The organism is Pseudomonas sp. SWI44 (genome assembly GCF_002947915.1).
In the GTDB taxonomy this organism is placed as follows: domain Bacteria; phylum Pseudomonadota; class Gammaproteobacteria; order Pseudomonadales; family Pseudomonadaceae; genus Aquipseudomonas; species Aquipseudomonas taiwanensis.
Map to the genome: position 1 here is coordinate 876882 of NZ_CP026674.1, position 22745 is coordinate 899626.

The window sequence follows — 22745 nt, forward strand, 5'->3', positions numbered from 1 at the left end:
TTGACGGGCATCCATGCCCGTCACCTCCCTCCGCAAAACCTACGCTCGGCCTACTGACGTCGCAATTGGCAGCGCCTGAACTGCCGCGCACTAGAAGCAAAAGCAGAGCAAAAGCAGAGCAAAAGCAGAGCAAAAACAACGCTGACTTGCGGGACTGGGCTTATCAGCTGGCTATCAAACGCTCACGAAGCTGAGTAATTTCATCCCTCAACTGCGCGGCAGCCTCAAACTCCAGATCCCTCGCAAACTGCATCATCTTCTCTTCCAACTGCTTGATGCGTTTGGTGATCTCCGCCGGCGTCCGCAATTCCGCCTCGTACCGAGCACTCTCCTCCGCCGCCTTGGCCATCCCCTTGCGCTTCTTGCTACGCGCACCCGGCACCGTAGCGCCTTCCATAATATCGGTGATGTCTTTGACCACCCCCTTGGGCACGATCCCATGCGCCTGGTTGAAGGCTATCTGCTTCTCCCGACGCCGCTCAGTCTCGTCGATGGCACGCTGCATCGACCCCGTCACCTGATCGGCATACAGAATCGCCCGGCCATTGAGGTTGCGAGCCGCACGCCCGATGGTCTGAATCAATGAACGCTCGGAACGCAGGAATCCCTCCTTGTCAGCATCGAGAATCGCCACCAACGATACCTCCGGCATATCCAACCCCTCACGCAGCAGGTTGATGCCCACCAGCACGTCGAACGTTCCCAGACGCAAGTCACGAATGATCTCCACCCGCTCGACGGTGTCGATGTCCGAGTGCAGGTAACGCACCCGCACATCATGGTCCGCCAGGTAATCGGTCAGGTCTTCAGCCATACGCTTGGTCAAGGTAGTCGCCAACACCCGCTCGCCAACGTCCACGCGCTTGCGGATCTCCGACAGCAAGTCGTCAACCTGAGTAAGCGCCGGACGTACCTCCACCTGCGGGTCGACCAGACCAGTCGGCCGTACCACCTGCTCGACCACACGCCCAGCATGCTCGGCTTCATAAGGGCCGGGCGTGGCCGAAACGAAAATGGTCTGCGGACTCACCGCCTCCCACTCGTCGAACCGCATCGGCCGGTTGTCCAGCGCCGAGGGCAGACGGAAACCGTATTCGACCAGGGTTTCCTTACGGGAGCGGTCACCTTTGTACATGGCGCCCACCTGCGGCACGCTGACATGGGACTCGTCGATCACCAGCAAGGAATCTGGCGGCAGGTAGTCGTAAAGCGTGGGTGGCGGCGCGCCGGCCGGACGGCCGGAGAGATAACGCGAGTAGTTCTCGATGCCATTGCAGTAGCCAAGTTCGAGAATCATCTCCAAGTCGAAGCGGGTGCGCTGCTCGAGACGCTGTGCCTCCACCAGCTTGTTGGCCTTCTGCAGGTACTCAAGCCGGTCCTTTAGCTCCTCCTTGATGCCCTCCACCGCGTCCAACAGGGTTTCACGCGGGGTGACGTAGTGGCTCTTGGGGTAGAAGGTAAAACGCGGCAACTTACGGAAGACTTCGCCAGTCAACGGGTCAAAGGCGGCGATGTTCTCCACCTCGTCATCGAACAGCTCGATACGGATGGCTTCCAGGTCCGATTCGGCCGGGAAGATGTCGATCACATCCCCACGCACCCGGAACGTGGCACGGGCGAAATCCATTTCATTGCGGGTGTATTGCAGGTCGGCAAGACGCCGCAGCAGTGCACGCTGGTCGAGCTTGTCGCCACGGTCCACGTGAAGGACCATTTTCAGGTAAGTCTCGGGGCTGCCCAGACCGTAGATGCACGAGACGGTGGTCACGATGATCGCATCGCGCCGCTCCAACAGCGCCTTGGTCGCCGACAGGCGCATCTGCTCGATATGGTCGTTGATCGAGGCATCCTTCTCGATGAAGGTGTCCGACGACGGTACATAGGCCTCCGGCTGGTAGTAGTCGTAGTAGGAAACGAAATACTCCACCGCATTGTTCGGGAAGAACGCCTTGAACTCTCCGTACAACTGCGCAGCCAGGGTTTTGTTCGGCGCCAGCACCAGCGTCGGGCGCTGCACCTGCTGGATGACGTTGGCGATACTGAAGGTCTTGCCCGAACCGGTCACCCCAAGCAGCGTCTGGTGCGATAGCCCGGCCTCGATGCCCTCGACCATCTGACGAATGGCCTCGGGCTGGTCGCCGGCCGGCTGAAAACGGGTAACGAGCTGGAACTCGGACATGATAGGCCTCGCGCAACGCAGCAACTGTAAATTTAGCCAGTAGTCTATACCCAAATGTGGCCGCGTGGCGTCGGTTTCGCGACCCTGGAGTGGGCAACCCATAATGTGGACCGGGCATTTCGACCAATGGTCGAAAAATAATTGCCCAAATCGCCTGAAAAGCTGTGCCAGACTGTCGCAGTGACCGGCGGGTATCACTATACTGACTCCCCGTTTGTGCACCGCTTCAGTGCATTCGGCTGGAGCGTGTACGCCCTATCACACTCCATTCAGAGCCAAGGTAACAATGAGCCTGTTTTCCGCTGTCGAGCTGGCACCCCGCGACCCTATTCTGGGCCTCAACGAAGCATTCAACGCCGACCCACGTACCGACAAGGTCAATCTGGGCGTAGGCGTTTACTGCAATGAGGAAGGCCGCATCCCGCTGCTGCGCGCTGTGATCGAAGCCGAGACCCAGCGTGCCGCCCAGCACGCCTCCCGCGGCTACCTGCCGATCGACGGCATCGCGACTTACGACCAGGCCGTGCAAAAGCTCATCTTCGGCGCCGAATCGCCACTGCTGGCCGCCGGTCGCGTGGTCACCGTGCAGGCCGTTGGCGGTACCGGCGCTCTGAAGATTGGCGCCGACTTCCTCAAGCGCCTGTCGCCTGACGCCGTCGTCGCCATCAGCGACCCAAGCTGGGAAAACCACCGCGCCCTGTTCGAAAGCGCAGGTTTCCCGGTACAGAACTACCGCTATTACGATGCCCCGAGCAACGACGTCAACCGCGCCGGCATGCTCGAGGACCTGAAAAACCTGCCATCGGGCTCGATCGTTGTCCTGCACGCCTGCTGCCACAACCCGACGGGCGTCGACCTGAAACTCGAAGACTGGAAAAACGTCCTGGACGTGGTCAAGGCCAAGGGCCATGTACCGTTCCTCGACATGGCCTACCAGGGCTTTGGTGCCGGCATCGCCGAAGACGCCTTCGCCGTGCGCCTGTTCGCCGAGTCGGGCCTTGAGTTCTTCGTCTCCAGCTCGTTCTCCAAGTCGTTCTCGCTCTACGGCGAGCGTGTCGGCGCGCTGTCGATCGTCACCGGCTCCAAGGACGAGAGCACCCGCGTGCTGTCCCAGGTCAAACGCGTGATCCGCACCACCTACTCCAACCCGCCGACCCACGGCGCCACCATCGTCGCCACCGTGCTCAACAGCGCCGAGCTGCGTCAGATGTGGGAAGACGAGCTGGCCGAGATGCGCGAGCGCATCCATGGCATGCGCAAGCAAATGGTCGAGCTGCTGGCCCAATACGGCGCCAAGCGTGACTTCAGCTTCGTGGGCCGCCAGGCGGGCATGTTCTCGTACTCGGGCCTGACCGTCGACCAGGTCAAGCGCCTGAAGGAAGAGTTCGGCATCTATGCGTTGGACACCGGCCGTATCGCCGTCGCCGCGCTGAACCAAAGCAACATTCACGTGGTTACAAAGGCCATCGTGGAAGTGCTGTAACTGCTTGATTTACCAAGGGGTAGCTTGACTTCCCCTTGGTAGCCGGTATCATACCCGCAGATTCCGCGATAGCTCAGTCGGTAGAGCAAATGACTGTTAATCATTGGGTCCCTGGTTCGAGTCCAGGTCGCGGAGCCAAACACTGAGAAAGCCTCCAGTTGCGCAAGCACTGGAGGCTTTTTCGTTTCTGCGCTCGTTACTTGCCCACTGGTTCGGTCACGGGCTTGCCCTCGTCCACCAGGCTCCACACCAGCAACTTGGCCGCTTGACCGCTGCTGGCATTGCGCGACACGCTGTGCACGGTGCCTGGAGCCTCGTACCAGTACTCGCCAGCCTTGTAGGTTTTCTCCGGCTCATCGTTGAGCTTCGAGACCACCGCCCCTTCCAGTACATAAGCCATCACCGCGCCCGGATGCTGATGTGCGGGCGACGCCTGCCCAGGCGCGTAGCTGACGGTGAGCATGACGGCTTTCTTGCCGGGAGCATTGGAGGGCCGTTTTTCCTGCAGCACCTTGACCTGGTCGACGGCTTCGCCATGCGCCCACGCGGACGTTTGGCCGGCGAGCAGGCCCGCGGCGATGAACAAGGCAATTGAAAGATGAGCGGGTTTCATGGGCGTCTCCTGATGGGTATTTGCCAGCAGGTTAGGCCCAGGCGTGCACGCGGCAAACGGCCAATTCAGAGGAAAACCAGGAGGCCGATCAGTCGCGGCCTAGACCGCCTCCTGCGAGAGCCGGCTTGTCGCCGATGAGCCCCAGGAAACGTCAGCCATTGAGCCCGATGGGATAGAACTCGCCGCGACTCCAGACCCCAAGCCACTCTTCGCCGTCGATGACACGTGGCACCGCCAGATCCACCAACTGATAAAACACATTGCGGTGAATCAGCGCCTCGAGGTTGCTGCGCATCAGCACGTACGGGGCAGGCTCTTGCGTAACCGGGTCTATCTCGACCCGCAGGGGATGCTCCGGGCCAGCTTCAGCCAGGTCATCGACATTACTGGTAAAGCGCAGCACCTGCTGCTCACCCGAACCTTCCACGTCCAGCGCCACGGCGACGAATGGCGCATCGTCGACGCGAATGCCGACCTTTTCCACCGGCGTTACCAGGAAGTAGTCATCGCCGTCGCGACGCATGATGGTGGAGAACAGCCGCACCATTGGCTTGCGCCCGATGGGCGTACCCAAGTAGTACCAAGTACCGTCACGGGCAATGCGCATGTCGATATCGCCACAGAAATCCGGGTTCCACAGATGCACGGGCGGCAATCCCTTGTGCTTGGGAATCTGCGCCAGAAGATCGTTGGCCTTGCCGGAATCCGTCATCACCCTGCCCTCACTCGCTCATACCCAGAAGGCTACGAGCGTACTCGCGCATTGGCGCAGCTAGCAAATCCTCCGGGGTGTTGTCGTGGAACGTCAACAAACCGCCACGGCTCTTGATGCGCACGGTATCGATCAAATACCGGCTGTTGGTTTCGATGAGCATCATCTGCACGACGCCAGTGTCCCACCCCAGACGGTCGACGGCTTGCTCGTCGTACCACTCGTCGCCATTGCCGATACGATCGTCGGTACGGGCGAAGCGGGTATACAGCACATAGTCGGCGCCCACCGAGCGCGCCTGCGCGATCGCTTCTTCCAGGCCCAGCGGCCCCTGGGCACGGCGTACCAGTGGGAAGTATTCGACGAAACTCTTGAACGCCTGTTCGGCCACCACGTTCTGCCGCGGCAATGGCCCCTTGCCGGGTGGCATGAATGCCCCCTGACCGATGAAGATGAACGAATCGGGTTGCAGCCGTATCGACAGCGAGCGGCGCGTGTCACTGTGGTCCAACAACCCGGCATCGCTCATGTGGTAACGGACGCCCTCGCCCATATCGCTGACATTCATGCAGCCGCCCAGCGCCATCAGCGCCAGCAGCAAGACCAGGCTACGCATCTTTCCTCCAATGGCCGGCGACGAAAAACCGGCGAATAGCCAGCGGATGCAGCTTTTGCGCCAGAGTCAGCCGCCAATCACCTTCATCACTGTCACGCCCCCGGAAAAAGCCAGTGCCTGCTTATCGGCCAGGGCCTTGACCAGCAACCGTTGCAGGGCAGGCAGCGCTTGGTGACGGGGCTGTTCCAGCAAGTCGCCGATAAAGTGACGGTTGCTGGAAGATAGGCAACCGTGCAGCCAACCGGTGGATGACAGGCGCAGCCGCGAACAACTCCGACAGAACGGCACGCTTTCGTTGGCGATCACACCAAAAACACCTTTACCCGGGATCTGGTAGCGCAGCGCGGTGGCATCCGTTGGCGCATCGACCGGGTGGTGGGCGTGCTCGCGACCGATCAGGTCGAGTAACTGCTCCAGGCCGACGAAATGCTGCAGGAAAGCATTGGGGTCTCGGGCCAGATGGCCCATGCGCATCAATTCGATGAAGCGCAATTCGAAGCCTCGCGCCAGGCAATAGTCAAGCAGCGGCAGGACTTGGTCCAGGTTCTGCCCGCGCATCGGCACCATGTTGACCTTGATCTGCATGCCCATCGCACTGGCCTGCTCCATGCCAGCCAACACGGTCGCCAAGTCGCCGCCGCGGGCAATGCGCCGGAACGCCTGTGGATCGAGAGTATCGAGGGATACGTTAAGGCGGCGAACGCCAGCTGCCTGCAACTGTGGCAACTTGCGCGAGAGCAACTGACCATTCGTGGTCAGCGTGATGTCTTCCAGACCGAGCCGGGCGACCGCCGCCAGGAATGCGTCCAGGCGAGGACTGATCAGTGGCTCACCGCCCGTTATGCGTAGACGCTCGATACCTGCGGCCTCGACCAAGTAGGCCACACCCCGCGCCAGTGCCTCTGCCGACAGTTCGTCCTGTGCCGCGACCAGACGCTTGCCGTCCGGTACGCAATACGTGCAGGCGTAGTTGCAGGCAGCCGTGAGGCTGACACGCAGGTTACGAAAACGCCTGCCTTGACGATCGACGATCATGAAAAACTCCGGCATGGATGAATCGGGGCTGGCAAAACCTGACTCATAAATCAGGTTTTTGCAAGCCCCTTGTTCCATGCCGGGCACAATTGAACGGAGCCGCTGCGCGCTCCTTCGCGGTTACCCCGCCTCACCGGGACAACGCCAATATCACGATCTGGCGCTGGACCTATGGACGGAAGGCTTCAGTTCGCGGTTTCCGGGTCGCGCTTGCGCTTGTTGCCCATGCGCACGCCTATATCCATCAGGAACTGGAAGAAGCCTTCCTGATCTTCCAGGACATTGCTCCAGAACGGCGAGTGATACAGGGCCACGGCGCCATGCACCAGCGCCCAGGCTGCACAGTAATGGAAATAGGGCGGCACGTCTTCGAGCTTGCCTTCGCTGATACGGCCCTTGATCAGCTGGGTCAGGCGGTCGAAGTTGGAGGCACGAATGCTGTGCAGCTGCTCGACCATTTCCGGCACCTGGTTACCCTTGACCACCTTTTCTTCCAGGCGGTCGAACAACCGGTAGCGCTGCGGGTCACGCATACGGAATTCGAAGTAGGCCCGTGACAGTGCTTCCTTGTCACGGTCCACATCGGCCGAATGCAACAACCCGTTCAAATCGCGCTCGTAATCGAGCATAAGGCGCAGGTAGATCTCCGCCTTGGATTTGAAGTGCTTGTAGATCGTGCCTTTGCCGATGCCCACGGCGTCGGCGATCATCTCGACGGTGACGCTGTCTTCACCTTGTTCGAGAAACAGCTTGAGCGCCGTGTCGAGGATTTCCTGTTCGCGACGGCGAAACTCACGGACCTTACGAGGTTCTTTCTGCATAGGAAGGACTGGATGACAATCGAAGCGGTTTATTATGCCTAACTGGCGGCAAATTGCACGGATCTTCCAACCATGTCTATGTTTCATGATGAGTTCGACCAGTCCCCGGGCTTGCGCTACCTGAACCATGCCGCGGTCGCCCCCTGGCCAAGACGCGCCAGCCACGCCGTAGCTCGCTTCGCCCAGGAGAACGTTGCGCAGGGCGCCAGCGACTATCCGGCCTGGCTCGCCACCGAGCGGCGCCTGCGCGAACGCCTGGCCCGCCTGCTCAACGCGCCCTCCCGAGGCGACATTGCCTTGGTGAAGAACACGTCGGAAGCGCTCTCGCTGGTTGCTTTCGGCCTCGACTGGCAACCCGGCGACCAGGTGGTGATCAGCGACGAGGAATTTCCCTCCAATCGCGTGGTGTGGGAAGCCTTGGCCGATCAAGGGGTCGAAGTGGTTCAGGTAAGCCTTGCAGGCGCCGACCCCGAAGCGGCACTGCTCAATGCTTGTGGCCGCCATACGCGTTTGCTGGCGATAAGCGCCGTGCAGTTCGGCAGCGGCCTGCGCCTGGACCTCGAGCGCCTTGGCGAAGGCTGCCAGGCGCGCCAGGTGCTGTTCTGCATCGATGCCATCCAACAGATCGGCGCCTTGCCCTTCGACGTGCAGGCGTACCAGTGCGATTTCGCCATGGCCGACGGCCACAAGTGGATGCTCGGCCCCGAAGGGCTTGGCGTGTTCTACTGCCGCGCCGCCTTGCGCCCGCAGCTGCGCCTCAATGCCTACGGATGGCACATGCTGGAACACCTGGGCGACTTCGAGCGCCGCCAGTGGCAACCGGCCCGCAGCGCCCGCCGCTTCGAATGCGGCAGCCCCAACATGCTGGGTGCTTGCGCGCTGGAGGCAAGCCTTTCGCTATTGGAAGACGTGGGAATGGAAAAAGTAGCGCGACTGCTCGGGCAACGGGTCGATCAGTTGTACCAGGGCCTCGCCGCCATACCCGGCGTCTGCCTGCATACGCCTGCGGCCTCGCAGAGACGGGCCGGCATCGTCACCATCAGCCTCAAGGGACGCCCCAGTACCGAGCTGTATCAGGCGCTGAGTGCCGAAAGGACGATCTGTGCCCTGCGCGGTGGCGGAGTGCGTTTTTCACCCCATTTCTACACCGATGAGCGCCTTATCGACGAGACTATCCAACAAGTACGGCGACTGGCCATGCGTTGAGGAAGGAATGGATCCCCGGCGTATTCCAAATCTGTTTAAAAAACGACCAACAGACACTGGCACTGCGCCAAACCTGACCAATACTTGAAGTGTTGGCGCGGCGCATCCCCCCCAAGTGGCGCGCCGATAAAGGTGCTCAGGGACCGCGTACCTTTGTTTTACTCCTAATGGTCTTAACCCGGATTCCCCCCCCAGAACCCGGGTTTTTTTTGCCCGTGCGCCGACCTCGGCCTCAGCGACCAACCGGTCTTGCGCGCTCAGGCTACGCGAGCCAAGGGGAACAAGCGCTTGAAGTTGGCGGTGGTCTGCTCGGCCAACTGGTCGAAGCTGACCCCGCGCAGCGATGCCACGTACTCAGCAACTTCTCGCACGTATTGCGGCAGGTTGGGTTTGCCCCGGTGCGGAATGGGCGCAAGGTACGGCGAGTCGGTCTCCACCAGCAAGCGGTCGACCGGCACCTGCCGGGCCACTTCGCGCAGGGCGTCGGCATTGCGGAACGTGACGATCCCAGACAGGGAGATGTAATAGCCCAGATCCAGCGCCGCCTTGGCCATGTCCCAGTCCTCGGTGAAGCAGTGCAGCACACCGGCCTGCGGTAGGTTTGCCTCGCGCAGCAACGCCAAGGTATCGGCCCGCGCTGCGCGGGTGTGCACGATCACCGGTTTGCCGGTCTGACGCGAGGCCTCCAGGTGCAGACGGAACGAGGCCTGCTGCAACTGCGCAGCTTCCGGCTCGTAGTGATAATCCAGCCCCGTCTCGCCAATGGCCACCACATGGGGGTGGGCCAGTTCGCGCAGCAACCACTCAAGCGCTGGGGTTTCGTCCGGCGCCAGGTCCAGCGGGTGCACGCCCACCGAACAATCGACATCGGCATACTGCTCGCTCAAGGCCTTGACCGCCCCGGCGTTCTCGGCACTGACACCAATGCACAGAAAATGCCCGACCCCACGTTCGCGGGCCGCCTGCAGGGCGGCATCGAGGGAGCCCTGATGGGCGCTCAGGTCAAGACGGTCGAGGTGGCAATGGGAATCTACAAGCATGGGAAGTAGGCACACATGGAAGAACGATTGAAAGTCAGCGGGAAACCGGCAGTTGCTGCCAATGGGCCAGCAACGCTTCCAGCAACAGGGCGCGGTTGAGGTTGGCCTTGCCCAGCACCTTCTGACGCTGCTCGAGAATCCACGCCTGAACTTCGAGGACCTTGGCCTGCCGGCTCTTCTGGGCCAGATACTGCACCACCTTACGCATATCGGCCAAGCCTAAACCCTCTTCGTCCTGGGTCAACTGGTAGCGCAGGATCAGATGCGACCAATCGCAGAACCAGTCGAACAGCAGCAGCAGCGGCACACTGTTCCAGGCCTCGGCCAACTGGCTCGGTGACAGCTGTTGCTTGAGTAACTTCTTGACGCCATCGGTTACCAGCGCGCGCTGTTCGCGCACCCCCTGGGCCTGCAGGCTGACCGCCAGCAACGGCGAACCAGCGGCAAGGGTCAACAGCTCGTCACGCTCCGCCTCGTCACTCTCAGCCAGTGCCGTGGCCAGCCAGGCCTGGCTCTGGGCGAAGCTCGGTTGCGGGCAGGCGACCTGCTGACAACGGCTCTTGATGGTCGGTAGCAAGCGGCTGGGCTGATGGCTGACCAGCAGCAGCACCGTGTCGCCGGAAGGCTCTTCAAGGCTTTTGAGCAAGGCGTTGGAAGCATTGACGTTCATCGCCTCCACCGGCTCGATCAGCACCACCTTGCGCCCGCCCAGTTGCGCGGTCTGCACGACGAAGGTGACGAGTTCGCGCACCTGGTCGATCTTGATGGGCTTGTCGGCCTCTTCCGGCTCCAGCACGAAATTGTCTGGGTGGCTGCCGGCCTTGAGCAACAAGCAGGACTTGCACTGACCGCAGGCATCCAGCCCTTGAGGGTGCTGGCACAGCAGGCGAGCCATCAGACGCTCGGCCAGGGCTCGCTTGCCGATGCCTTGCGGCCCGTGCAGCAGGTAAGCGTGGGCGTGCTGGCTACGGCCTGCCAGCTGTTGCCAGATTGCCTGCTGCCAGGGGTAGGCCTCAGCCACGGCAGCGCTCCAGGATGCCTGGCAGCAACCCATCGATGGCGCGCTGTACCGCGTCCAGCGGTTGTGCGGCATCAAGCAAGGTATAGCGTTGCGGCGCCCGCTGGGCACGCTGCAGGTAGGCTTGGCGAACAGCTTCGAAGAAGGCCTGGCCCTCCTGTTCGAAGCGATCCAGACGGCCCCTTGCGGCAGCTCTGGCCAACCCGACTTCGACCGGCAGATCGAAGACCAGGGTCAGGTCCGGGCGCAGGTCGCCCTGGACGAACTGTTCCAGTTGGGCGATACGCTCGACGGACAAGCCACGCCCCCCCCCCTGATAGGCGTAGGTGGCATCGGTGAAACGGTCGCACAGGACCACCGCACCCCGGGCCAGCGCAGGTCGAATCACTTCGGCCAAGTGCTGGGCACGCGCAGCGAACACCAGCAGCAGCTCGGTGTCGGCGGCCATCACTTCATCGCTGGGCGCCAGCAGCAACTCACGCACTCGCTCGGCCAACGGTGTACCACCGGGCTCACGGGTCAGCACCACATCCAGCCCCTGCTCACGCAGACGCGCCGCCAGGTAGTCGCGATTGGTGCTCTTGCCCGCGCCTTCGGGGCCTTCAAGGGTAATAAACAAGCCGCTCACAGGCAGTCCTTAGTGTTGTTCGTCGGGCGTTGGCTCATTGGCCGGCGCCGCTTCGCTTTCAGAAGATGGCGCCTGCTCTTGCGACTCGCCTGGTTCGGGTTCGGACTGCGCATCCGGTGCCAGCGTCGTCTCGCTGGCGCCAGGCTGGCCTTGCGGTGCCGGGCTGGAGCGGTAATCGGCGCGGCGCTTGAGCTGGAACTCTCGCACGGCCGAATTGTGGTCGTCCAGATCATCGGAAAACACGTGGCTGCCGTCGCCGCGGGCGACGAAGTACAGGCTGGAACCATCGGACGGGTTGAGCGCGGCATGGATCGCTTCGCGTCCGACCATGGCGATCGGCGTCGGCGGCAGGCCGGTCATGGTGTAGGTATTGTAAGGGGTCGGCTCGCGCAGGTCGGCACGGGTGATCTTGCCGTTGTAACGCTCGCCCATGCCGTAGATCACCGTGGGGTCGGTCTGCAGCATCATGCCCAGGCGCAAGCGGCGCACGAACACACCCGCGATCTGGCCACGCTCCTGAGGAATGCCGGTTTCCTTTTCCACCAGCGAGGCCATGATCAGCGCCTGGTAAGGGTCACGGTAGGGCAAGTCGGTCGTGCGCTCGGCCCACTCCTTGGCGAGCACTTCTTCCAGACGCATGTACGCCTGCTGCAACAGCTCGACATCGGTCATGCCGCGTACGAAGCGATAGGTGTCAGGGAAGAAGCGCCCCTCGGGGAATACGCCGGTATGGCCGAGCCTGTCCATTACTTCCGAATCCGAAAGTCCGTCCAGGGTGTGCTTGATCTTCTCGTGCTTGGCCACGGCCGAACGCACCTGCCGGAAGGTCCAGCCTTCCACCAGGGTCAGGTTGTACTGCACCACGTCAGCGCGGCGCCAGGCGCCGAACAATTCACCCACGGTCATGCCGGGGGTCAGGCGATATTCGCCGGTGTGCAAAGGGGTGCCAGCCATGTTGAAGCGCCAATACAGGCGCAACCACAGGGCATCGTCGAGCAGCCCCTCGTTCTGCATGCGGTAGAACATGCGGTTCGGGGTGGTGCCATTGGGCACATCGAGCAAGCGCTCTTGGGCCACTTGCAGAGGCTGCTCCAGCACCGAGTTGACTTTCCAGGCCGACCAGCCGAATGCCAGGCCAGCCAGGATCAACCCCATTTCCAGCAGCAGCAGGAATTTGCGTCTCACGAATTCAGGTTTCCAGTAACGTACGGGCAACGGCCTGCAGTTTACGAGTGAGCGGCCCCGGCGACCAGTTCAGCGCAGCCAATGCCCGCACCGGCCAGATGCCATAGACGCTGTTGCAGACAAACACCTCGTCCGCCTGCTGCAGCTCGCCGAAGGCCAGGTCACGGACCTGCACCGGGATTGCCAGCGCCTGTGCCTGTTCGAGCAAGGCCCCACGCATCACGCCAGCCACGCCGCAACGACACAGATCGGCGGTGAGCAACACGCCGTCACGCACCATGAACAGGTTGCTGTAGACCCCTTCGATCACCCTGCCCTGCCCATCTCGCATCAGGCCTTCGGCATGTTCGCTGTCCTGCCATTCGGCGCGGGCCAGCACCTGCTCCAGGCGGTTGAGGTGTTTGAGGCCGGCCAGCAGCGGTTGTTCCCCGAGGCGGGTCTGACACTCGAACAAGCGCACGCCAAGTTCGGCATGCTGCTCAGGATAGCTGGGCAGCGGGCTGGCTTGCAGGATGCGCCGGGGGGCAGCGCCGGGAGCCGGAGCGTAGCCGCGCTGACTATCGCCTCGGGTGAGGATCAGCTTGGCGACACCGTCGCCGAGCTGACTGGCATAACGCAGGACTTCATCGCGGACCAGGGCCAGGTCGGCGTCGATGCCCAGACGCTGGCAACCCAGCGCCAGGCGGGCGAAGTGGCCCTCCAGCAAGCTGGGCCGCCCACTGCGCACGGCGAGGGTCTCGAACAGGCCATCGCCGTAGGCCAGGCCGCGATTCTGCAGATTGACCGCAGTCGCAGGCTGGCCGTCGATCCAGCTGTGCATCAACCGGCGAACCGGCGGAACACCAGCGAACCGTTGGTGCCGCCAAAGCCGAAGGAGTTGGACAGTACAACGTCGATATTCATGCTACGTGCTTCGTGGGGCACGAAGTCGAGGTCGCAGCCTTCATCCGGCTCGTCCAGGTTGATGGTAGGCGGCGCCATCTGGCTGTTGATGGCCAGGACGCTGAAAATCGCCTCCACCGCACCGGCGGCACCCAGCAGGTGACCGGTCATCGACTTGGTGGAGCTCACGGCCAGCTTGTAGGCATGTTCGCCGAACACGCGCTTGATCGCGGCCACTTCGGCGACATCACCGGCGGGGGTAGACGTACCGTGGGCGTTGATGTAGCTCACTTCCTCAGGCTGGATACCGGCATCGCGCAGGGCATTGGCCATGCAGCGGGCAGCGCCTTCACCGGAGTCGGGCGGCGAGGTCATGTGGTACGCGTCGCCGCTCATGCCGAAACCAACCAGCTCGGCATAGATGGTGGCGCCACGGGCCTTGGCGTGTTCCAGCTCTTCGAGTACCAGGGCACCGGCACCATCGGACAGCACGAAGCCATCACGGCCTTTGTCCCAGGGACGGCTGGCGCGGGTCGGCTCGTCATTGCGCGTAGACAGCGCGCGGGAGGCGCCGAAGCCGCCCATGCCCAGGCCGCAAGCGGCCATTTCGGCGCCGCCGGCAATCATCACGTCGGCTTCGCCGTAGGCGATGTTGCGCGCAGCCATGCCGATGCAATGGGTACCCGTGGTACACGCGGTGGCAATGGCGTAGTTCGGCCCCTGCAGACCCAGGTGGATCGACAGGAAACCCGAGATCATGTTGATGATCGAACCCGGCACGAAGAACGGCGAAATACGGCGCGGCCCCTGCTCGTGCAGGGTGCGGCTAGTGTCCTCGATGTTGGTCAGACCGCCGATCCCCGAGCCCATGGCCACGCCAATGCGTTCACGGTTGGCATCGGTCACTTCCAGACCGGCGTTACGCACTGCCTGGAAGCCGGCCGCCAGGCCGTACTGGATGAACAGGTCAAGTTTGCGAGCCTCTTTGGCCGACAGGTATTGCTCGACCTCGAAGCCCTTCACCGAGCCGCCAAAACGGGTGGAGTAGGCAGACAGGTCCGTGTGTTCGATCGGACCGATGCCACTGCGGCCAGCCAGAATGCCCTGCCAGGTGCTCGGTACATCGGTACCCAGTGGCGACAGCATACCCATACCGGTGACCACGACGCGTCTACGCGACACAGTACTCTCCTTTTCTAATAACAGAGTTTCTTGCCATTGCATTCAAGGCAACGGAATGAAATGGCAACAAGCTCTCGATGCTCGTTGCGCGACGCAGGCGCCTCGCAAAGAAAAAACCGCACGCCGGCAAAGGCAGTGCGGTTTTTCCCGACAAGAAGCGTCGACTAAAACGTCTTAAGCCTGGTGGTTTTTGACGTAGTCGATAGCAGCTTGAACGGTAGTGATCTTCTCGGCTTCTTCGTCAGGGATTTCGGTCTCGAATTCCTCTTCCAGAGCCATCACCAGCTCAACGGTGTCAAGCGAATCGGCACCCAGGTCATCGACGAAGGACTTCTCAGCAGTCACTTCTTCTTCCTTGACGCCCAGTTGCTCGGCGACGATTTTCTTGACGCGTTCTTCGATGGTGCTCATACCTAGTTTTCACTCCTAATGGACATATGTCAGGCAGCTGGCCGGTGTCCAAGTTTATAGAAAGACGTTCGCTTTTCAAGCGGAACACACCTTCGTATGACTCGACCAAGCCTCTGCCTGGAATCTGGTTGCAGCTTTATAACGGATTTTAGGCTCGGAGTATGACTCTTTTTTTAAGCAATCCGTCACATTGAGTTGCAGTTTACATGTACATCCCGCCGTTCACCGGCACAGTAGCGCCGGTGACATAGGCTGCGCCGTCGGATGCCAGGAAGGAAACCACCTTGGCGATTTCCTCGGCCTGGCCCAGGCGGCCCAGCGGAATTTCCTTCTGCAGAGCCTCGCGCTGCGCTTCTGGCAGTTCACGGGTCATGTCAGTGTCGATGAAGCCTGGGGTCACCGAGTTGACGGTGATGCCACGCGAGCCGACTTCGCGGGCCAGGGCGCGGCTGAAGCCTTCCAGACCGGCCTTGGCGGCGGCATAGTTGGCCTGACCTGCGTTACCCATGGCACCGACCACCGAGCCGATGCTGATGATACGACCCCAACGCGCCTTGGTCATGCCGCGCAGCACGCCCTTGGACAGACGGTAGAGGCTGTTCAGGTTGGTGTCGATGACGTCGAACCACTCGTCGTCCTTCATGCGCAGCATGAGGTTGTCGCGGGTGATGCCAGCGTTGTTGACCAAGATAGCCGGAGCGCCGAACTGCTCGGCAATGGCGGACAGCACGGCGTCGACGGATTCGGCGCTGGTGACGTTCAGTTCCATGCCGGTACCGGCAATACCGTGCTCTTTCAGGGTGGCAGCGATGCGCTCGGCGCCGGAAGCCGAAGTGGCGGTACCGATCACGGTCGCGCCCTGGCGGCCCAGCTCGAGGGCGATGGCCTGGCCGATACCACGGCTGGCGCCGGTGACCAGTGCAACTTTACCTTGCAGGCTCATGCAAGCTTCTCCAAATCAGGCCAGCGCCGCACGGGTGGCAGCGACGGCATCAGGGGTATTGAGGTTGTAAGTGGTCACGCCATCCGCGCAACGCTTGTTCAGGCCTGCCAGAACCTTGCCAGGGCCGCATTCGACCAGGTTGACGGCGCCATTGGCCGCCAGGGTCTGCACGCACTCGACCCAGCGTACCGGCTGGTACAACTGCGCCAGCAGGTCCTGCTTGAGTGTATCGAGGTCGGCGGCGATAGCGGCGGTGACGTTCTGCACGACCGGAATCTGCGGGGCCTTCCATTCGATGGCGTTGACCGATTCGGCGAAACGCTCGGCGGCAGGCTTCATCAGGGCGCAGTGCGACGGCACGCTGACCGCCAGCGGCAGGGCGCGCTTGGCACCCTTGGCCTTGCACAGCTCGATGGCACGGTCGACCGCAGCCTTGTTACCGGCGATGACCACCTGGCCCGGCGAGTTGAAGTTGACCGCACTGACCACTTCGTCTTCAGCCGCTTCTGCACAAATTTCCACGACCACGGCGTCATCCAGGCCAAGGATCGCTGCCATGGCGCCGTGACCAGCAGGCACGGCCTCTTGCATCAGCTGACCGCGCCGTTCGACCAGGCGAACGGCGTCCTTCAGCGACAGACTGCCAGCGGCGACCAGCGCGCTGTACTCACCCAGGCTATGGCCAGAAACGAAGGCTGGCTGCGCGCCGCCCTCTTCCAGCCACAGGCGCCACAACGCGATGGAGGCGGTAAGGATGGCCGGCTGGGTTTTGTCGGTTTGGTTGAGTTGTTCTTCCGGGCCTTCCTGGACCAGTTTCCACAGGTCGTAACCCAGAGCGTCAGAGGCCTCTTTGAAGGTCTCGATGATCACCGGCTTCTCGGCGCCGAGCTCGGCAAGCATGCCCAGCGACTGGGAACCTTGACCGGGAAAGACGAATGCGAGGGATGCAGACATTGAACAAGCCCTTATGATCTTGTCGTCGGATAGGGTGCGTCGGGCCTTGGGCCGGACGCGGAATCTGAAAGCTTGGATGAAGACGCAGACCAAGCGGTCACATTTAAGCACTTCATCGGCGATATGCCTAAGGCCTTTGTCGTGTCAGCCGCGACCTCATCACCAACAGGAAGGCGCACACCGCAAGCGTGCGCGCCATGCAGAAGCCGGCTTGCCTGCGAAGCGGCCGATGCCGGCAAACTAAGGCAACAGGTCTTCAAGCCGACCATGCAGGCGCTGCGGCAGGTTCTCCTGAATCTCGATCAACGCTCGCTGGATCGCACTCTGGAAACCCTGCACGCCCGCCGAGCCATGGCTCTTGATGACGATACCCTGCAACCCCAGGAAGCTGGCACCATTGTGCCGTGCAGGCGCAAGGTCGTCCTGCAGACGCTTGAGCAAAGGCATGGCCAAGGCACCGGCGGCACGCGATAGCACACCACCCTTGAACAGCTTCTCGATGCGCGCACCGATCATGGTCGCCAGGCCCTCACTGGACTTGAGCAGGATATTGCCGACGAAACCGTCGCACACCACCACATCCGCTTCGCCGCGGTACAGGCCGTCACCTTCGACGAAACCGACGTAGTTGAGGCCCCGGGCATTCTGCAGCAAGGTGGCCGCCAGCTTGACCTGCTGGTTGCCCTTGATGTCCTCGGTGCCGATATTCAACAGCGCCACGCGCGGGCGATGAATACCCAACGCCTGTGCGGCCACCGAACCCATCACGGCGAACTGGTAGAGGTTTTCGGCGCTGCAGTCGACATTGGCGCCCAGGTCGAGCAACTGGCAGTAGCCCGTCTGGGTAGGGATCGCCGCCACCATGGCCGGCCGATCGATGCCGGGCAAGGTCTTGAGCACGAAGCGCGACAGCGCCATCAACGCCCCGGTGTTGCCAGCGCTCACGCAGGCCTGGGCCTTGCCATCACGCACCAGTTCAAGGGCAATGCGCATCGACGAATCCGGCTTGCCCCTCAACGCCTGGGAGGGCCGCTCGTCCATGCCGACCACCTCACTGGCCGCAACAATCTGCAGGCGCGCGCGATCCGCAGCCGGTAGGCCGCTGACAAGCTCTTCGAGGAGGGAGGGTTGACCGACGAGGGTCAGGTGTAGCGAGGGAGTAGCCGAAAGGCAGGCAATGCTTGCCTGGACAATGCTGCGGGGACCGAAGTCCCCGCCCATTGCGTCGATCGCGATGATCTGAGCGGACAAGGATTACTCGTCAGCGCCCTTGTCGATCACTTTGCGACCACGGTATACGCCTTCTGGCGACACGTGGTGACGCAGGTGTACTTCACCGGTGGTTTTCTCTACCGACAGCGCGTTTTCCGACAGGGCGTCGTGGGAACGGCGCATGTCACGGGCAGAGCGGGATTTTTTGTTCTGCTGAACAGCCATAATTGATTAACTCCTAAACGTTTGGGTCACGCTTTAACTGCGCCAAAACACTGAACGGGTTGGACCGCGATACCTCGTCCTTGCTCGATTCGGGCTCGTCTGCGCCCGCCGGCTGCTGGCATTCTTCCGGATGATGAGCAGGCACGATTGGCAAGGCGAGCAGAAGCTCTTCCTCGATCAATGCCTGCAGATCCAAAGGATCTTCGCCCAGTTCCAGCACGTCATAGCCTTTCGGCAACGACTGGGTATTCGCACCCTCCTTCACCACAGCGTATGTACATTCGCTGTGAATCGGCAGGGTGACCAGCTCAAGACAACGCTGGCAAACCATTTTGACTTCGACATCCAGCTCGCTGTGGATAACCACCACGTGCTGTTCATCTCGTTCAAAATCGAACTTCGCCTGCACCGTACCGACATCGTCGGAAAGCGGGTCGCAGAGTCTTTCCAAATCAGCGAGTAGCAGCGAACCATTAATGGTTACGCCACGATCGGCTAATTTGCGCGGGTCAACGTGAGGTGGAATCGGGTCATTCAACATAGGCGCAGCATTCTAGGGATGCCCCCCGCCCCTGTCAAAGGAAATTCGGCGGCATCTCACATGTTAGAATTCGGTTCAAACGATCAGGAGTCTATCATGCTTCCCTTGTTACTGGCTTCCAGCTCTCCCTATCGGCGCGAACTGCTTGAGCGCCTGCGCCTGCCCTTTATCTGGGCAAGCCCCGACGTAGACGAGCGCAGGCTTGATGACGAGCCGGCTACGGAGCTGGTTCGACGTCTTGCCAGACAGAAGGCGCAAGCACTGGCGGTCAGCTACCCGGACCACCTGATTATCGGCTCCGACCAGGTAGCGGTGCTCGGCGAACAGATCCTCGGCAAGCCCCATACGTTCGAACGGGCCTGCGAGCAACTGCTGGAGGCCAGCGGACAGCAAGTGACCTTCCTGACCGGCCTGGCGCTACTGAACAGCGCCACAGGGCAATGCCAGGTCGATTGCGTGCCGTTCACGGTGACGATGCGAGAGCTGGATCGAGCGCGCGTGGAGCGTTACGTGGAAGCGGAACGACCACTCGATTGCGCGGGCAGCTTCAAGGCAGAAGGGTTGGGCGTGAGTTTGTTCAAAAGCACCCATGGGTGCGATGCGACCAGCCTAATCGGGCTGCCGTTGATTCGGCTGGTGGATATGTTGAAGGTTGAGGGGGTGGCAGTGCCCTAGTACGGCCTGGGGGCTTCGGCGCGAGTGAGATCGAGCGCCGCCCGCGCGGCGCATCGCGAGCAAGGCTCGCTCCTACGTCTGTTTCGGGCCAATTATGCCTGTGGGATCTGCGCGCGACCGCTTTGGTGCTGGGCGCGATATTGAGCCGTACAAACAAGGCGGTCGCGCGCGCCTATTGCTGGGGTTACTGGCCCGAAACAAACGTAGGAGCGAGCCTTGCTCGCGATGCGCCGCGCGGGCGGCGCTCGATCTCACACCCACCTCAGCGCGCGCGACGATCACTCAACGCAACTGAACCCCCTGGAACCCCATCCACATCGCCAGGTGCTCCGCCACACTGGCACCAATGCGCTTGGAGAACCGATCGAACGGCGACTCTTCCACAGTGAAGTCCACCAGTGTTTTCTCGCCAACGACCTCACGCGCCACATAGCTGGCACTGCCCAGGCCATCCACCAACCCCAGCGCCTTGGCCTGCTCACCGGACCAGATCAGGCCACTGAACAGCTCCGGATGCTCCTTGTCCTTCAAACGATCGCCCCGCCCCTGCTTGACCATGGCGATGAACTGCTGATGCGTGGTGTTCAGCACACCCTGCCAGAACGCCCTCTCCTCAGGCTTCTCAGGCGAGAACGGATCAAGGAAGGCCTTGTGCTCGCCTGCCGTATAGGTGCGACGCTCGACACCGAGCTTCTCCATCGAGCCAACGAAGCCATAACCCGCCGCGGTAACCCCGATAGAACCCACCAAGCTAGCCTTGTCGGCATAGATTTCGTCAGCGGCGCTGGCAATGTAGTAGGCACCGGAAGCCCCCAGATCGCTGATCACCGCATAGAGCTTGATAGCCGGGTATTCGGCCCGCAGACGCCGGATCTCGTCATACACGTAACCCGCCTGAACCGGACTGCCCCCCGGGCTGTTGATGCGCATCACCACGGCCTTGGTCTTGGCATCCCTGAACGCCTCGCGCAGCCCCTTGACGATATTGTCGGCGCTGGCTGCTTCCTGGTCGGCAATCACCCCACGCACCTCGACCAGCGCGGTGTGACTGGCACTGCGCGAAGCCGCCTTGTCCACATCCATCATCGGCATGAACAGGAACAAGATGCCGAACAGGTAGAGAAAGGTCAGCAGCTTGAAGAAAATCCCCCAGCGGCGCGCGCGGCGCTGCTCCTGAACACCCGCCAGCAGAGTCTTCTCCAGCAACTTCCAGCTCTTGCGCTCTTCGCCGTCACCTTCGGGCTCGGGCGCCTTCCATTCGTCAGCCATGCTCACCTACCTTGGAATTGAACGTGCGCGGAACCGGACAGCCAGTCGCGCAACTGAGAAAAATGATCGATGCACACTTGCGGGCCAAATTCGGCCAACGCGTGCAGCGACATGGCGCCATAACCCACTGCAACCGAGTGCATGCCGGCATTGCTGGCCATTTGCAGGTCGAATGCCGAATCCCCCACCATCAACGCACGCCCGGCATCGACCCGGCAGTGGCCGAGAATCTGCTCGAGCATCAGCGGGTGCGGCTTGCCGCGCGACTCATCCGCCGCACGCGTAATATCGAAAAAGTGCTCCCAGCCATTGGCCTTGAGCACCCGATCCAGGCCTCGACGGGCCTTGCCAGTGGCCACCGCCAAGCGGTAGCCCTCGGCACGAAACGCTTCCAGCGACTCCACCACGCCGTCGAACAACGGCGAAGGCTGTTGATCCAGAGCCACGTAAATATCGGCATAGCGCTGACGGAAACGTTCAACCTGCACAGCATCGAGATGCGGATACAGCGTGGCAATGGCCTCATCTAGCGCCAGGCCGATGATCCCTTTCACCGCCTCATCATCACTTGGCAACTCGCCAGCGCGCTCGGCAGCGACGTTCATGGCATGAACGATGCGACCAATGGAATCGGCCAGAGTGCCGTCCCAGTCGAAGATCAACAGCTCGTAACGGCTTCGCATGGATCAGCTCGCACTCAAGCGTTCAATGGTCTTGGCCCACATTTCATCCACGGGCGCTTCGAGCTTGAGCTCACCACCATCCGGCAGCGGCACGGTCAGGGCATAGGCATGCAGGAACAGGCGCTTGCCACCCAGCTCGCGGATCTCGCGGGAGAAATCTTCGTCACCATACTTGCTGTCGCCGGCAATCATGTGACCGGCATGCAAGGTGTGCACGCGTATCTGATGGGTACGACCGGTGATCGGACGCGCCTCGACGATGGTCGCGAACTCACCGAAACGGCGCAGGACGCGGAACAGCGTCAACGCCTCCTTGCCCTCTTCATCCACCTCGACCATACGCTCACCGGAGCGCAGGTTGCTCTTCTGCAAGGGCGCACTCACCTGCTTCTTGGACGTCGGCCAATGTCCGCGCACCAGCGCCATGTAGCGCTTGTCGACGCCATCACCGCGCAACGCGGCATGCAGGTGGCGCAACATGCTGCGCTTCTTGGCAATCATCAGCAGGCCAGAGGTGTCGCGGTCCAGGCGGTGCACCAACTCCAGCTCCTTGGCTTCCGGACGCAATTGACGCAGCGCTTCGATCACACCAAAGCTCAGGCCGCTACCGCCATGCACGGCGATGCCAGCCGGCTTGTTCATCACGATCAGCGCCTTGTCTTCGTAGACGATGGCCGCCTCCAACCGCTGCAACAAGCCCTGGGCGACCGGCGCTGGCTCGTCGCGCTCAGGCAGCCGGACAGGCGGTACACGGACGATGTCGCCGGCCTGAATCTTGTATTCAGGCTTGACCCGCCCCTTGTTCACCCGCACCTCACCCTTGCGCAGGATGCGGTACACAAGTGTCTTGGGCACGCCCTTGAGGGCCGTAATGAGAAAATTGTCGATGCGTTGGCCGGCAAGTTCCGGCGCGACTTCGATCAGCTGAACGCCGGAAGTCGGAGGGGTATTGGTCGTCATGGCGGGATCATAACAATTTTTTATGGAATTGAAGCACTTAATCATTACTGCTATAGTCGCGAACGCCGCCAAAAGCGGCAGGCCAGCGGCACCAGGCTCTTCGCCGGCCCTGACCAACGCAATTCTCGAGGACGCGAGGCCGTCCGACGGGGTTTTCGCCAGTTTACCGAATTGCCTGGAATCGCCACCAGCGCTGTGTAGAGAAGACCGAAAAAAAACGACAAGTGCGGTGTTTCACCTGCTTACCCGATTCTTTTCGCTGCACCTCTGCC

General features: G+C 61.7%; 24 protein-coding genes and 1 tRNA gene. 4 read left to right on the forward strand and 21 right to left on the reverse strand.

All coding sequences use genetic code 11. The annotated features are described in order from the left end of the window. Window positions 1-163: 163 nt before the first annotated feature. Window positions 164-2179 (reverse strand): excinuclease ABC subunit UvrB, encoded by a 2016-nt coding sequence (gene uvrB / locus C4Q26_RS04310; RefSeq protein ID WP_023379425.1) that lies wholly within the window; start codon window positions 2177-2179, stop codon window positions 164-166. 286 nt (window positions 2180-2465) lie between these two features. Here uvrB and C4Q26_RS04315 point away from each other — a divergent pair, with 286 nt between their 5' ends. Together C4Q26_RS04315 and C4Q26_RS04320 are read left to right on the forward strand one after the other, a co-directional pair. Next, window positions 2466-3662, forward strand: coding sequence for an amino acid aminotransferase (locus C4Q26_RS04315; RefSeq protein WP_023379424.1), 1197 nt, complete (start codon window positions 2466-2468; stop codon window positions 3660-3662). Window positions 3663-3724: 62 nt separating this feature from the next. Next, window positions 3725-3800 (forward strand) — tRNA-Asn (locus C4Q26_RS04320). Between the two features lie 58 nt (window positions 3801-3858). Here C4Q26_RS04320 and C4Q26_RS04325 read toward each other — a convergent pair. The 5 genes from C4Q26_RS04325 to C4Q26_RS04345 all read right to left on the reverse strand — a co-directional run bounded on the left by C4Q26_RS04325 (window position 3859) and on the right by C4Q26_RS04345 (window position 7459). Next, entirely contained in the window at window positions 3859-4275 is a 417-nt protein-coding gene (locus tag C4Q26_RS04325; RefSeq protein ID WP_023379423.1) for a cupin domain-containing protein, read from the reverse strand. A gap of 151 nt (window positions 4276-4426) precedes the next feature. Then, window positions 4427-4987, reverse strand: a complete 561-nt coding sequence (locus C4Q26_RS04330) for a DUF1285 domain-containing protein (protein ID WP_023379422.1) — start codon at window positions 4985-4987, stop codon at window positions 4427-4429. A 10-nt stretch (window positions 4988-4997) separates the two neighbouring features. Next, window positions 4998-5603 (reverse strand): DUF4823 domain-containing protein, encoded by a 606-nt coding sequence (locus tag C4Q26_RS04335; RefSeq protein WP_023379421.1) that lies wholly within the window; start codon window positions 5601-5603, stop codon window positions 4998-5000. A gap of 66 nt (window positions 5604-5669) precedes the next feature. Continuing rightward, window positions 5670-6638, reverse strand: a complete 969-nt coding sequence (locus C4Q26_RS04340; protein ID WP_104884026.1) for a GTP 3',8-cyclase MoaA — start codon at window positions 6636-6638, stop codon at window positions 5670-5672. Window positions 6639-6823: 185 nt separating this feature from the next. Then, entirely contained in the window at window positions 6824-7459 is a 636-nt protein-coding gene (locus tag C4Q26_RS04345) for a TetR/AcrR family transcriptional regulator (protein WP_023379417.1), read from the reverse strand. Window positions 7460-7531: 72 nt separating this feature from the next. Between C4Q26_RS04345 and C4Q26_RS04350 the strand changes: the two genes are divergently transcribed. Next, window positions 7532-8665 carry an aminotransferase class V-fold PLP-dependent enzyme gene (locus C4Q26_RS04350; RefSeq protein ID WP_027907752.1) on the forward strand — a complete coding sequence of 378 codons (1134 nt, stop codon included), beginning with the start codon at window positions 7532-7534 and terminating at the stop codon, window positions 8663-8665. Between the two features lie 257 nt (window positions 8666-8922). On the opposite strand, the gene C4Q26_RS04355 is transcribed toward C4Q26_RS04350, so the two are convergent. From C4Q26_RS04355 to C4Q26_RS04410, 12 genes are all read right to left on the reverse strand, one after another. Further along, the gene (locus tag C4Q26_RS04355) at window positions 8923-9705 is read right to left on the reverse strand and encodes a TatD family hydrolase (RefSeq protein ID WP_027907751.1); all 783 of its coding nucleotides are present in this window, start codon (window positions 9703-9705) and stop codon (window positions 8923-8925) included. A gap of 34 nt (window positions 9706-9739) precedes the next feature. Continuing rightward, the gene (locus tag C4Q26_RS04360) at window positions 9740-10726 is read right to left on the reverse strand and encodes a DNA polymerase III subunit delta' (protein WP_104882810.1); all 987 of its coding nucleotides are present in this window, start codon (window positions 10724-10726) and stop codon (window positions 9740-9742) included. Continuing rightward, on the reverse strand, window positions 10719-11351 hold the full coding sequence (gene tmk, locus C4Q26_RS04365) for a dTMP kinase (protein ID WP_027907750.1): 633 nt from the start codon (window positions 11349-11351) through the stop codon (window positions 10719-10721). The genes C4Q26_RS04360 and tmk overlap by 8 nt, the downstream gene beginning before the upstream one ends. Before the next feature lie 9 nt (window positions 11352-11360). Further along, the gene (gene mltG, locus C4Q26_RS04370) at window positions 11361-12536 is read right to left on the reverse strand and encodes an endolytic transglycosylase MltG (protein WP_104882811.1); all 1176 of its coding nucleotides are present in this window, start codon (window positions 12534-12536) and stop codon (window positions 11361-11363) included. 4 nt (window positions 12537-12540) lie between these two features. After that, window positions 12541-13356 (reverse strand): aminodeoxychorismate lyase, encoded by an 816-nt coding sequence (gene pabC, locus C4Q26_RS04375; protein ID WP_104882812.1) that lies wholly within the window; start codon window positions 13354-13356, stop codon window positions 12541-12543. Beyond that, the gene (gene fabF, locus C4Q26_RS04380) at window positions 13356-14600 is read right to left on the reverse strand and encodes a beta-ketoacyl-ACP synthase II (RefSeq protein ID WP_023379409.1); all 1245 of its coding nucleotides are present in this window, start codon (window positions 14598-14600) and stop codon (window positions 13356-13358) included. Before fabF ends, pabC begins: the two co-directional genes overlap by 1 nt. Window positions 14601-14774: 174 nt before the next feature. Further along, window positions 14775-15011 (reverse strand): acyl carrier protein, encoded by a 237-nt coding sequence (gene acpP / locus C4Q26_RS04385; protein ID WP_009685065.1) that lies wholly within the window; start codon window positions 15009-15011, stop codon window positions 14775-14777. A gap of 202 nt (window positions 15012-15213) precedes the next feature. Continuing rightward, the gene (gene fabG, locus C4Q26_RS04390; RefSeq protein ID WP_023379408.1) at window positions 15214-15954 is read right to left on the reverse strand and encodes a 3-oxoacyl-ACP reductase FabG; all 741 of its coding nucleotides are present in this window, start codon (window positions 15952-15954) and stop codon (window positions 15214-15216) included. 15 nt (window positions 15955-15969) lie between these two features. Next, window positions 15970-16908, reverse strand: coding sequence for an ACP S-malonyltransferase (gene fabD, locus C4Q26_RS04395; RefSeq protein WP_023379407.1), 939 nt, complete (start codon window positions 16906-16908; stop codon window positions 15970-15972). A 240-nt stretch (window positions 16909-17148) separates the two neighbouring features. After that, window positions 17149-18159, reverse strand: a complete 1011-nt coding sequence (gene plsX / locus C4Q26_RS04400) for a phosphate acyltransferase PlsX (RefSeq protein WP_081669717.1) — start codon at window positions 18157-18159, stop codon at window positions 17149-17151. 3 nt (window positions 18160-18162) lie between these two features. Beyond that, window positions 18163-18345, reverse strand: a complete 183-nt coding sequence (gene rpmF, locus C4Q26_RS04405) for a 50S ribosomal protein L32 (protein WP_010223221.1) — start codon at window positions 18343-18345, stop codon at window positions 18163-18165. Between the two features lie 13 nt (window positions 18346-18358). Further along, window positions 18359-18886, reverse strand: a complete 528-nt coding sequence (locus tag C4Q26_RS04410; protein ID WP_023379405.1) for a YceD family protein — start codon at window positions 18884-18886, stop codon at window positions 18359-18361. Between the two features lie 96 nt (window positions 18887-18982). On the opposite strand from C4Q26_RS04410, the gene C4Q26_RS04415 reads away from it, so the two are divergent. Beyond that, entirely contained in the window at window positions 18983-19561 is a 579-nt protein-coding gene (locus C4Q26_RS04415; protein WP_027907749.1) for a nucleoside triphosphate pyrophosphatase, read from the forward strand. A gap of 282 nt (window positions 19562-19843) precedes the next feature. Here the strand turns inward: C4Q26_RS04415 and C4Q26_RS04420 are convergent, their stop codons facing one another. The 3 genes from C4Q26_RS04420 to rluC are packed head-to-tail and all read right to left on the reverse strand — an operon-like array spanning window position 19844 to window position 22473. After that, on the reverse strand, window positions 19844-20830 hold the full coding sequence (locus C4Q26_RS04420) for a S49 family peptidase (protein WP_023379403.1): 987 nt from the start codon (window positions 20828-20830) through the stop codon (window positions 19844-19846). Between the two features lie 2 nt (window positions 20831-20832). After that, window positions 20833-21513, reverse strand: coding sequence for an HAD family hydrolase (locus tag C4Q26_RS04425; RefSeq protein WP_104882813.1), 681 nt, complete (start codon window positions 21511-21513; stop codon window positions 20833-20835). Between the two features lie 3 nt (window positions 21514-21516). After that, the gene (gene rluC, locus C4Q26_RS04430) at window positions 21517-22473 is read right to left on the reverse strand and encodes a 23S rRNA pseudouridine(955/2504/2580) synthase RluC (RefSeq protein ID WP_023379401.1); all 957 of its coding nucleotides are present in this window, start codon (window positions 22471-22473) and stop codon (window positions 21517-21519) included. Window positions 22474-22745 lie beyond the last annotated feature (272 nt).